This is a genomic window from Microbacterium bovistercoris, from assembly GCF_003387575.1.
GTDB lineage: Bacteria > Actinomycetota > Actinomycetes > Actinomycetales > Microbacteriaceae > Microbacterium > Microbacterium bovistercoris.
This window is the reverse complement of sequence record NZ_QUAB01000005.1, coordinates 17705-28790: the sequence shown is the minus strand read 5'-3', so window position 1 is coordinate 28790 and position 11086 is coordinate 17705. Positions and strand designations below refer to the sequence as shown.

Below are 11086 nucleotides of genomic sequence, written 5' to 3'. Positions count from 1 at the left end.
GAGGGCCGGGCTTGCCCGGCCCTCCCGGCGGAGGGTCCCACCGCGAGAGCGAAGGGATCATCCCGTCCCGCACCCCGGACCACAGATCGGCTCACGACGTTTCGTCTCGCTGCACTCCTCGCTCAGGACCCGAACGATGTCGCCGCTCCCGGATAGCCTTACGACATGGCATCCAAGCGCTCCGCTCCCCCCGCTTTCGCCTGCACCGAATGCGGGTGGACCACGGCGAAGTGGGTCGGGCGCTGCGGCGAATGCCAGCAGTGGGGCACGGTGATCGAGCAGGCCGCACAGACCGGCATCCTGCGCCGGATCGACGCCGTGGCTCCGGCGGCGTCCCGCGCCGCGCGTCCGATCACGCAGATCAGGACGACGGATGCTCCGCGCAGGTCGAGTGGCGTCGGCGAGTTCGACCGGGTTCTCGGCGGCGGTATCGTGCCCGGAGCCGCGATCCTTCTCAGCGGCGAGCCGGGTGTCGGCAAGTCCACGCTTCTGCTCGAGGTCGCAGCGCGCGCGGCTCGTGGCGGTCGCCGGGTGCTGTACGCCAGCGCCGAGGAGTCCGCGGCACAGGTCCGGCTGCGTGCAGAGCGCACCGGTGCCCTGCACGATGAGCTCTATCTCGCCAGCGAGACCGATCTGGCCACGATCCTCGGCCACATCGACGAGGTGCAGCCGCAGCTCGTGATCGTCGACTCTGTGCAGACCGTGTCGTCATCGCTGTCCGACGGCGCCGCTGGCATGCCCGGTCAGGTGCGGGAGGTCGCCTCCACGCTCATCCGGGTCGCCAAGGAGCGCGACCTGCCGATCGTCATCGTCGGGCACGTCACGAAGGACGGTCAGGTGGCCGGACCGCGGATGCTGGAGCACCTGGTCGACGTCGTGTGTCACTTCGAGGGTGACCGGCAGACGTCCCTGCGATTCATCCGCGCTCTGAAGAACCGCTTCGGCCCCACCGACGAGGTCGGCTGCTTCGAGATGACCGGCAGCGGCATCGCGGAGGTGCCCGATCCGAGCGGCCTGTTCCTGTCGCAGGGTGCGGCGGAACCTGGCACGTGCGTGGCGATCTCGCTCGAAGGGCGCCGCGCCCTGCCGGTCGAGGTGCAGGCTCTGACGATCGCCGCGAAGGGTCCGAACCCGCGCCGCGTCGTACACGGCCTGGACTCGTCGCGCGTGGCAATGGTGCTCGCGATCCTGGAGCGGCGGGCGGGCATCAAGGCCGGCGAGGTCGACGTGTACGTGTCGACGGTCGGCGGGGTGCGGTTCACCGAACCGGCGGCCGATCTGGCGATCGCGATCGCCGTGGCGGGCTCGATCCAGCAGTTCTCCGTGCCGCGGACGGTCGCGGCGGTGGGCGAGCTCTCCCTTGCAGGTGAGGTGCGCCCCGTCACGCAGGCCGCGCAGCGGCGCTCGGAGGCCACACGGCTGGGCTACGAGCAGGTCATCGACGACAGGTCGAAGAACCTGCGCGCCGCGCTCACCGACGTGCGCGCGCGTGCGGCATCCCGTCGCCGTGAGGACGAGATCCCCGCGTTCTGATCAGGAGCGATCCGCACGCGGATCGCTCGGCCCGCCGCGCGTGCCCTTGTGCGCCTCCTCGATGATGCGCACGTCGTGCACGGTCACCGTCTCGGCCATGAGCAGATCGAGAGAGGTGAGGAACAGTTCACCGATCTGCTCGGCCGTGGCATCCGGCCCGGGCAGATCGACGCGGAATCCCTGTGCCTGCAGGCCACCGCCGTTCGAGAAGGTGACCTCGGCGTCGAAGATCGCGCGGTAATGGCTCACGCGTTCAGCGCCTTGAGAAGTTCCTCGGGCGGCGCTTGCATCGGGTGCGGACCCGCGATGTCGAGGAAGACGGTGGTGATGCGTTCGCGGTGCGTGGCGAGGAAGGCCTTCAGCCACGCCGCGGAGTAGATGCCCACCCCGGGCGGAAGGTTCGCCGGCTTGTTCCTGGCGTCGCTGAACAGCAGCAGCGCGATCTCACCGGTGTTCTGATCGCGATAGGTCCACACTTCGCCGCCGTCCAGCGGGTTGTCGCGGGCGCCCGGCCGGATCAACGGCACGATCGTCGTGCCGTTGCGCAGCGCGAGTGCCACCGCGGCCATGTCCTGCTTCTCGAGCGCCTGCGCGAGCGCCTCGGAGCGGAACTCCTCGGGCGCCGGCTTCTTCCGACCCTTCTTCGCCATGCATCCAGCTTATGGGCGGCGGTGTGGGGGAAGAGGTGGGGCCCTCTCGAATCCTCCATTGGGGACTGGGGTACTCGAGAGGGCCCTCGCGGTCTTGATCAAGCCGATGTCGAAGCGCTGGGGACACTTATATCGACGCCACTGGGGATGGCATGTCCGGCTTGAATTGATCTCAAGACCACGGTTAATGGTATCCCAAACATCGGACGTCGTCACCCCTTCTGCGGGAGTTTCTCCACTCCGTCCAAAGTCGCTCAGTAGAGCAGGATCTGCTCGGACTGCGCACTGTCGAATCCGCCGATGGACACCGACACGTGGTAGGAAGCTCCACCGCCGGGCGCTTTCGGCCGGTTCTTGTCGTCGCAGGTCTTCACCGAAGACCGCGTGCGATCCCAGACCACCGGCTGCGCGCTGTCCACAGACTGCCCCGCCTTGAGCGTGACGATCATGTCGCTGGGGTCCTTCTGGCAGTCGGTCGACCGCCACCAGACGTCGCTGCCGCTGGAGACCGTGAACTTCTGCGTCGTCGAACCCACATTGATCGTGCAGTCCTTGGCACCGGTATTCTTCAGGCGGATGGACAGCTGCGGGTTCTTCCCCGCGGCGTAGGTCGAGGCATCCGTGATCGCGTCCACGGTGACATCCGCGGCCGTGCACGCGACGATGACCGGGGTGTCGTCCGGCGTGGGCTCGACCTTCGGGGCCACCTCGGACGGCGAGGCCGACGGGGACTCTTCGCCTGACTTCGACGGCGAGGCCGACTGCGTGGCTGGAGCACCCGCTTCATCCGACCAGGGCTGTGCGATCGCGAGCCAGACTCCCCCGCCGATGGCCGCGAGCAGCACGACCGCCAGCGCGATCACGACGAGACGTCGCCGTCGATACACGGCTGCGGAGTGGCGAGGGCTCATGTCTCCAGGCTAATTGAGCCGTTTGAGCATCCTGGTGTTGCCGAGCGTGTTGGGCTTGACGTGCGCGAGGTCGAGGAACTCCTCGACGCCGGCATCGCCGGAGCGCAGCAACTGGGAGTACACGTCGGCGTCGACAACCTGTTCGCCGATCGGCTCGAAGCCGCGGCGGGTGAAGAACTCGGTCTCGAAGGTGAGGCAGAACAGGCGCGAGAGCCCGAGCGCGCGGGCGTTCGCCTCGAGCTTGTCGACGATGCCGCGGCCGACGCCGTGGTGCAGCCAGTCGTCGCGTACCAGCAGCGTGCGGATCTCGCCGAGGTCCTCCCACATCACGTGCAGCGCGCCGCATCCGATCAGTTCGCCATCGGCCTCGGCGACGACGAACTCCTGCACGGCGCCGTAGAGCACGGCGAGGTCCTTGCCGAGCAGGATGCGCTGGTCCACGAGCGGCTCGAGCAGGCGATGGATGCCGAGGATGTCGCCGCTGCGCGCCGGCCGGACCGCGTAGTTCACGCCACCAGCTTAGGACGATCGATCCCGTCGGAGTTGGAAGATGGGTCGCTGAGCCTGTCGAAGCGTCGGGCCCTTCGACAGGCTCAGGGACCCAGCACAGGTCAGCTCGGGTCGTTCCAGGACCAGATGTCGTCGCCGCGCAGCGTGGCGTCGGCACCACCGTCGTCGTAGATGACCTGACCGGCCATGTGCGTGTTCTCGACGCTGGTCAGCCAGATCAGCAGATTGGCGATCGACTCCGGCGGCTGGTGGCTGTTCAGCGGCATAGGCACGGCGGCATCCACCATCGCGCGCCCCTCCTCGGTGGCGAGCAGCGGCGCCGTCATCGGGGTGACGACAGTGCCCGGCGCCACAGCGTTCAGCGGGATGTGCGCACCGGCCCAGGCCGGGGTGATCGACTCGCGGCGCACCCAGCGTGCGAGCGCACGCTTCGACGAGGGGTACACGGCGTACCCGATCTCGGGGCCCTGTGCGGCGAGGCCCTCAGCGATCTCGACCGCCTTCGCCTCGTCACCGGCGAGGGCGGCCTCCACCATCTCGGGCGAGTTCGGCTGCAGAGAGGCCATGGACGACACGACGGCGGCGCGCGGGGCATCCGACTTCGCCAGCGCGGGGAGCAGCGCCTCCAGCAGCTCGGTGACCCCGAAGTAGTTCACCGAGATCGTCTTCGCGATCGGGGCCGAGATGCCGGCGCAGGCGATGACGGCATCGACGGTGCCGCCGGCGATCTCGATCGCCGCTGCGGCGGCATCCGCGCGCCCCTGCGGGGTCGACAGGTCCGCCTCGACGTCGGCACCCTTCAGGTCGATGCCGATCACGCGATCGCCGCGGTCGCGGAGCAGCTGGGCGGTGGTCGCTCCGATGCCGGAGGCCGAACCGGTCACGACGTAGGTACGGGTCATTCTGGTTCTCCGTTCTGCGATCCGGATGCGGATCGCGCTGGGTCGGGCGCGGGTTCGCGCTCGGAAGGGGAGGCGCCCAGGGCGCTGACGAAACGTTCGAGCTGCGTGGCGAAGGCTGCGGACTCGGCCGGCGACCAGCCGGTCAGCGCGCCGGAGACCATGACTATGCCCTGGCCCACCAGGCGCGTATGCACCTCGATGCCCTGCGCCGTCAGCTGCACGATGCTGGCTCTGCGGTCGGCGGGGTCGGGGACGCGCTCGACGTACCCGGCCGCGGCGAGCCTGTTCAGCTGCTTGGTCGCGGTGGGGCGCGAGATGCGCAGTGCGGCGGCGAGGTCGCTCGCGCGCGCCGGCCCCTCCAGGCCGAGCATGTACAGCGGCGGCAGGTCGACGGGGTCGACCTGCACGCCGGCGTCGGCGGCGACGGCCGCCTGCGTGCCCGCGGACGACCACCGCGCCATCAGGTGGGTGAGCGACGCCAGCAGGATCTGCTCCGGACTGCTCATACCGGCATCCTACGCTTATTAGTTGCCTGAGGCAATCATTTGCGGACACCCCCGGATACGACGAGAGGACGGATGCCGGAGCATCCGTCCTCTCGTCGCACCGCGGGTCAGTCCGTGCCGGTGGCGGCCAGGTCCGGCGTGGCGGAGATTCCGCCGCCGGTGTTGACGCCGACCGAGACCTTCTCGCCGCGCGGGGCGGCGTCGAAGGTGAACTTGCCGTCGACCGCGTCGACCTTCACGTGGTCACCGGCGTTCAGCTCGCCGTGCAGGATCTTCTCGCTCAGCTGATCCTCGATCTCGCGCTGCATGGCGCGACGCAGCGGACGCGCACCGAGCGACGGGTCGAAGCCGATCTCGATGAGCTTGTCCTTCGCGGCATCCGACAGCTCCACCGTCATGTCGCGGTCGAGCAGGCGGTCTCCGAGCTGCTTGGTGAACAGGCCCACGATCTGGCGCAGCTCGTCCTTGTTCAGCTGCGGGAAGACGATGATGTCGTCGACGCGGTTCAGGAACTCGGGCTTGAAGTGACGCTTGAGCTCCTCGTCGACCTTGCCCTTCATCCGCTCGTAGGTCGTCTGCGTGTTGCCCTCGATCTGGAAGCCGACCGGGCCGCCGGCGATCGCCGACGAACCGAGGTTCGTCGTCATGATGATCACGGTGTTCTTGAAGTCGACCACGCGGCCCTGACCGTCGGTCAGGCGACCCTCTTCGAGGATCTGCAGCAGCGAGTTGAAGATGTCGGGGTGGGCCTTCTCGATCTCGTCGAAGAGCACCACACTGAACGGCTTGCGCCGCACCTTCTCAGTGAGCTGTCCGCCCTCTTCGAAGCCGACGAACCCGGGAGGGGCACCGAACAGCCGCGAGACGGTGTGCTTCTCACCGAACTCGGACATGTCGAGCGAGATCAGCGCGGCCTCGTCGTCGAACAGGAACTCGGCGAGAGCCTTGGCCAGCTCGGTCTTTCCGACGCCGGTGGGGCCGGCGAAGATGAACGAGCCGGAGGGGCGCTTCGGGTCCTTCAGGCCGGCGCGCTGGCGGCGGATCGTGCGGGAGAGGGCCGCGATGGCCTCCTCCTGACCGATGACGCGCTGGTGCAGGGCCTTCTCCATGAAGACGAGCCGCGAGGACTCCTCCTCCGTCAGCTTGAAGACGGGGATGCCGGTGGCCTGGGCAAGCACCTCGGCGATCAGACCCTCGTCGACGACGGCCTTGGTGGCCACGTCGCCCGAGCGCCACTGCTTCTCGAGGCGCAGACGCTCACCGAGCAGCTCCTTCTCCTGGTCGCGCAGCGACGCGGCCTTCTCGAAGTCCTGCTCCTCGGATGCCAGCTCCTTGGCCTCGCGCACAGCGGCGATCTTGTCGTCGAACTCGCGCAGCTCGGGCGGGCTGGACAGGATCGACAGGCGCAGGCGCGCGCCGGCCTCGTCGATCAGGTCAATCGCCTTGTCGGGCAGGAAACGGTCGGCGACGTAGCGGTCGGCGAGGTTCGCCGCGGCCACGATGGCGCCGTCGGTGATCTGCACCTTGTGGTGCGCCTCGTAGCGGTCGCGCAGGCCCTTGAGGATGTTGATCGCGTGCGGGAGGCTCGGCTCCTGCACCTGGATCGGCTGGAAGCGGCGCTCCAGCGCAGCATCCTTCTCGAAGTACTTGCGGTACTCGTCGAGCGTGGTCGCACCGATGGTCTGCAGCTCGCCGCGAGCGAGCAGCGGCTTGAGGATGCTGGCGGCGTCGATCGCGCCCTCGGCGGCGCCCGCGCCGACCAGGGTGTGGATCTCGTCGATGAAGACGATGATGTCGCCGCGGGTGCGGATCTCCTTGGTGACCTTCTTCAGGCGCTCCTCGAAGTCACCGCGGTAGCGGGATCCGGCGATCAGCGAGCCGAGGTCGAGCGAGTAGAGCTGCTTGTCCTTCAGCGTCTCGGGCACGTCGCCCTTGACGATCGCCTGGGCCAGGCCCTCGACGACGGCGGTCTTGCCGACGCCGGGCTCACCGATCAGGACCGGGTTGTTCTTGGAGCGGCGGGAGAGGATCTGCATGACCCGCTCGATCTCCTTCTCGCGCCCGATGACCGGGTCGAGCTTGTTGTCACGCGCGGCCTGGGTGAGGTTGCGACCGAACTGGTCGAGCACCTGCGAGCCGCCCTGCGCCTGCTGGCTCTCGTGCTGCGGTGCGCCGACGGCGGTGGGCTCGCGACCGGGGGCGCCGGAGAGCAGCTGGATGACCTGCTGGCGCACCTTGTTCAGGTCGGCGCCGAGCTTGACGAGCACCTGGGCGGCGACGCCCTCGCCCTCGCGGATGAGACCGAGGAGGATGTGCTCGGTGCCGATGTAGTTGTGCCCGAGCTGCAGCGCCTCGCGGAGGCTGAGCTCGAGGACCTTCTTCGCACGCGGGGTGAAGGGAATGTGACCGGTGGGCTGCTGCTGGCCCTGGCCGATGATGTCCTGCACCTGCTCGCGCACGGATTCGAGCGAGATGCCGAGGCTCTCCAGAGCCTTGGCGGCGACGCCCTCGCCCTCGTGGATGAGACCGAGCAGGATGTGCTCGGTGCCGATGTAGTTGTGGTTGAGCATCTTCGCCTCTTCTTGGGCGAGGACGACCACTCGACGGGCTCGGTCCGTGAATCTCTCGAACATGCTGGTACTCCCCTGCTGATGCCGGTACTCCGAGAGTAACGACCGGAGGATGCCCGTAAGCCCGTGTTCGCCGTCGGCATAGTGGGGTTGCACTCCGTGACGCGACAGGATTCGCGGCGAGCCTTGACCGCCATATCGAGAGTCGTTATGTTAACGAAAGTCGATAACAACGATATTCGTTATGGAGGTCGACATGAACAGTCGAGCCGGAAGGCCCTCGATGGCAGAGGCGATCACGCTGGGGCTCGTCGCCACCGGTGCCGTGAGCATCGCGATCGGCGCACTGGTGGGCACGATCGGTGGCGCGGCCGAGATCTTCGGATCGCCGGTTCCCGTCCTGCTGCCGGTGCACGATGCGCCGATGTCCGTTCTTGACAGGGCATCCGGGGTGGCGTCCGCTTCCTATACCGAATCGATCGTGTCGTTCGAGGCGCTGGATGCCGGAACCCGCTGGCTGCTGCTGGGCGAACGGGCGCTGCCCGCGCTGGCCACGATCATCGTGTGCATGTCGCTGTGGTGGCTGGGACTGTCGCTGATCCGGCAGCGCGCGTTCCGGAAGTCGATGGCGCCGGTGCTCGGCACCGCGGCGATCGCACTCGTGGTCGCGGGGATGGTCGGCCCGTTCCTCGGAACGATCGCGCGAGCACAGGCGGTCGAACTGCTCCCGGCATCCGCTGACCAGTTCTACGCCTTCCTCTATGAGCTGGACCCGGCGCCGATCGGCTGGGGCATCGCACTCGCCCTGGTGGTCGGCGCGTTCGAGGTGGGGCGACGGCTGCAACTGGAGACGGAGGGGCTCGTCTGATGGTGAGCTCCGGCGGGCAGGACCTGATGAGCACGCTCTGGGCCCCGATCGTCGTGGTGATGATCGTCGTTGTTGTCGCCGCCGTGGCAACGTATGTTTCGCGCCGCCACGGCGGAACGATGGTCGCGGTCCACACCGTCGAGGTCGTCGCCGGCGCTGTGGCGGCGCTGTCCGCGCTGGGGCTAGCGATCATCGCCGTCACGACGTTCACGAATCGGCAGGTTCCACTCGCCGACAACGTCCTGTCCGAAGCCGAGTCGCTGACCGAGGGGAACCCGTGCCCGGGGACGGCCTCGGATGCTCCGCTGTACTGCGCGGGCACGGTGATGAACGCACCACTCGATGCGCGCCTGCTCTACCTCACGGCCATGGCGCTGCTGCTGGCGGCATCCTTCGCGATCTGCTGGGCGATCTACATGGCGGCCCGGCACGCGGTCGCCGGTGACCCTTTCCATCGCAACGTCATCCGGGCGTTCGTCGTCGCGGGCTGGCTGGCGCTGCTCGGGGGCATCGTCGGCGAGGCGCTGCGATCCATCTCCATGACCGTCGCAGTGCGATCCCTGCCGTTCGACTTCGCCGATGAGACCCTGTTCTACGTCTCCATCCCTTGGTGGCCCTGCCTCGTGTCGCTCGGATGCTTCGCGATGGCGGCCATATTCCGGCACGGCGCCCGCCTGCAGGCGGAGGCGGCCCGGCTGCAGAAGGAGACGGAGGGACTCGTATGAGCCCCGCCGAGCTGGACGACGAGGACACCGGCATCCACTGCCGACTCGATGAGCTGCTCGCAGCGCGCGGGATGACGCTGACCGAGTTGAGCGCGCGCGTGGGCGTGAGCGTGGTGAATCTGTCGGTGCTGAAGAACGACCGGGCCCGGGCCATCCGCTATTCGACCCTGCGCGCGATCTGCGATGCGCTGGAGTGCGAGGTGGGGGAACTGCTGGTGCTGGCGCCGCAGGCGTGAGCGCTATTCGACCGCAAGCATCCCTTCCGCGGCAGCGAGATACCCGGCCAGCAGCGCCCGCGCGGTGAGGTCGACGGCGCTCTCGTCGGGTAGGAACCGCGCGTGGTGCAGGGTGGGCTGCAGGTCCTCCCCCGCGGTCTCGACACCGACGAAGAGCATCGCCGACGGTACGGCCTCGCAGAAGTAGGCGAAGTCGTCCGCTCCGAGCGAGCGCATCGGCTCATCGCCGGGGACGTCGAGTCTCGTGAGCCAGGCGTTGATGCCGAACGCCAGGTCGTGGTCGTTGATGAGCGCGGGCTGCCCCTCGATGAGCGTGACCGTCGCCGTGGTGCCGTAGGCCTCGGCGGTGCGCTCGGCCATGCGCTTCACGGCGGCGAAGAGCTCAGCACGGTCGCCGACGTCGGTGGTGCGCATGGTCGAGCGGATGTGCGCGTGGGCCGGAAGGACGTTGGCGACGCCGAGGCCGGCGTTCAGCGTGCCGATGCTGATCAGCGCGGGTCGCACCGGGCTGATCGTGCGGCGGACGACTTCGGGAATGCCGAGTGCGATGTGCGCGATGGCCGCGACCGTGTCGCCTGCCAGGTGCGGGTAGGCGCCGTGACCGCCCCGCCCTTCGATCCGGATGTCGATCTCTTCGGCGGCGGCATTGATGAAGCCGCCTGCGGAGGCGACCGCGCCCGTCGCCACTCCGGGATGCACATGCGCACCGATGACGTGCGCGATGTCGTGCTGCGCGATGACTCCCGCCTGGATCATCTCCTGCGCACCGGGAGGGGACGTCTCCTCACGAGGCTGGAGCAGTCCGACCAGGCCGAACGGAAGATCGACACGGCGCGCGGCGCGCATCAGCGCGACGAGGGCGGCCTGGTGCACGTCGTGCCCGCAAGCGTGCATCGCCCCGTTCTTCGAGGCGAAGGATGCTCCGGTCTGCTCGGTGACCGGCAGCGCGTCCAGCTCGGCGCGCAAGGCGATCGACGGACCGGATGCCGGGCCGAGGCGGCCCACGGCGCCGGCATCCGTCATCGGAGTGAACGGCACGACGTCGCTCAGCGCGGCGACGATGCGGTCGCGGGTGGGCGCCTCGTCGCCGGACACGTGCGGGTCCGCGTGCAACTCGCGGCGCAGGGCGCGGGCTGCGGGGAGTTCGGCGTCGAGGGCGGTGAGCCAGTGGGTGGCGAGGGTGGGGAGATCGGTGGGGGTGGTCATCGGGGGCCTCCTGCCTTCACACTTTCACGAGATTTCTCGCCCCGAGGCTCGATTGACCCGAGCGCCGGGTCGCGGACCTACAGCTTGTCGATCCAGGTGTCCTCGTCCCGATCCGCCCATGAGTCGCCTGTCGACGCGCGCCGACTCGTCTGCACGCGGCTTTGAAGACGAGAGAGAAGTCGCCGCGCGTCTTCTCTGTTGAGGTCGGTGACCGCGCGCAGCCGAACACTGATGAGTTCCTCTACGACCGCGAACTGCTCCGGCGCGGTTGTGAGACCGAGCGCGGCGAACAACTCGCGGATCTCCCTGCGCTGAGAGTCATACATCGGGAGTTCCCGCATCGTCGGCACCTGATCGTCTGCGGGTTCGTCGAAGAGACTCAGAGTGCTCATCATCCGTTCATTCTTCCTGACGTTCTTCTCACGACGACAGACAGCAGCCCTTTTCCTGCGCAGCACCGTAGAAGGAT

General features: G+C 68.3%; 13 protein-coding genes. 4 read left to right on the top strand and 9 right to left on the bottom strand.

The features are described 5' to 3' along the window. Window positions 1-165: 165 nt before the first annotated feature. Window positions 166-1533: a DNA repair protein RadA gene (gene radA / locus DY023_RS00280; RefSeq protein ID WP_116240350.1), complete on the top strand. Its 1368-nt coding sequence runs from the start codon at window positions 166-168 to the stop codon at window positions 1531-1533. Here radA and DY023_RS00275 read toward each other — a convergent pair whose 3' ends face one another. The 7 genes from DY023_RS00275 to DY023_RS00245 all read right to left on the bottom strand — a co-directional run bounded on the left by DY023_RS00275 (window position 1534) and on the right by DY023_RS00245 (window position 7645). Beyond that, complete coding sequence (locus tag DY023_RS00275; protein WP_116240349.1) at window positions 1534-1782, bottom strand: hypothetical protein; 249 nt, start codon at window positions 1780-1782, stop codon at window positions 1534-1536. After that, the gene (locus tag DY023_RS00270; RefSeq protein ID WP_116240348.1) at window positions 1779-2183 is read right to left on the bottom strand and encodes an SseB family protein; all 405 of its coding nucleotides are present in this window, start codon (window positions 2181-2183) and stop codon (window positions 1779-1781) included. The genes DY023_RS00275 and DY023_RS00270 overlap by 4 nt, the downstream gene beginning before the upstream one ends. Window positions 2184-2437: 254 nt before the next feature. Beyond that, complete coding sequence (locus tag DY023_RS00265; protein WP_116240347.1) at window positions 2438-3094, bottom strand: flagellar basal body-associated FliL family protein; 657 nt, start codon at window positions 3092-3094, stop codon at window positions 2438-2440. Between the two features lie 9 nt (window positions 3095-3103). Beyond that, entirely contained in the window at window positions 3104-3604 is a 501-nt protein-coding gene (locus tag DY023_RS00260) for an amino-acid N-acetyltransferase (RefSeq protein WP_116240346.1), read from the bottom strand. 101 nt (window positions 3605-3705) lie between these two features. After that, a complete protein-coding gene (locus DY023_RS00255; RefSeq protein WP_116240345.1) occupies window positions 3706-4506 on the bottom strand; it encodes an SDR family NAD(P)-dependent oxidoreductase in 801 nt (266 codons plus the stop codon). Next, on the bottom strand, window positions 4503-5012 hold the full coding sequence (locus tag DY023_RS00250) for a MarR family winged helix-turn-helix transcriptional regulator (RefSeq protein WP_116240344.1): 510 nt from the start codon (window positions 5010-5012) through the stop codon (window positions 4503-4505). Before DY023_RS00250 ends, DY023_RS00255 begins: the two co-directional genes overlap by 4 nt. A gap of 107 nt (window positions 5013-5119) precedes the next feature. After that, entirely contained in the window at window positions 5120-7645 is a 2526-nt protein-coding gene (locus DY023_RS00245; RefSeq protein ID WP_116240343.1) for an ATP-dependent Clp protease ATP-binding subunit, read from the bottom strand. Window positions 7646-7838: 193 nt separating this feature from the next. Between DY023_RS00245 and DY023_RS00240 the strand changes: the two genes are divergently transcribed. Genes DY023_RS00240 through DY023_RS00230 form a run of 3 tightly spaced genes read left to right on the top strand, consistent with a single transcriptional unit; the run spans window position 7839 to window position 9411 of the window. After that, window positions 7839-8450, top strand: a complete 612-nt coding sequence (locus tag DY023_RS00240; protein ID WP_147303231.1) for a hypothetical protein — start codon at window positions 7839-7841, stop codon at window positions 8448-8450. Between the two features lie 26 nt (window positions 8451-8476). Beyond that, the gene (locus tag DY023_RS00235) at window positions 8477-9175 is read left to right on the top strand and encodes a hypothetical protein (protein ID WP_147303230.1); all 699 of its coding nucleotides are present in this window, start codon (window positions 8477-8479) and stop codon (window positions 9173-9175) included. Next, window positions 9172-9411, top strand: a complete 240-nt coding sequence (locus tag DY023_RS00230; RefSeq protein WP_116240340.1) for a helix-turn-helix domain-containing protein — start codon at window positions 9172-9174, stop codon at window positions 9409-9411. The genes DY023_RS00235 and DY023_RS00230 overlap by 4 nt, the downstream gene beginning before the upstream one ends. A gap of 3 nt (window positions 9412-9414) precedes the next feature. Here the strand turns inward: DY023_RS00230 and DY023_RS00225 are convergent, their stop codons facing one another. After that, entirely contained in the window at window positions 9415-10617 is a 1203-nt protein-coding gene (locus tag DY023_RS00225; RefSeq protein ID WP_116240339.1) for a M20 metallopeptidase family protein, read from the bottom strand. Window positions 10618-10694: 77 nt separating this feature from the next. Next, window positions 10695-11075 carry a hypothetical protein gene (locus tag DY023_RS00220; protein WP_147303229.1) on the bottom strand — a complete coding sequence of 127 codons (381 nt, stop codon included), beginning with the start codon at window positions 11073-11075 and terminating at the stop codon, window positions 10695-10697. Window positions 11076-11086: the final 11 nt, after the last annotated feature.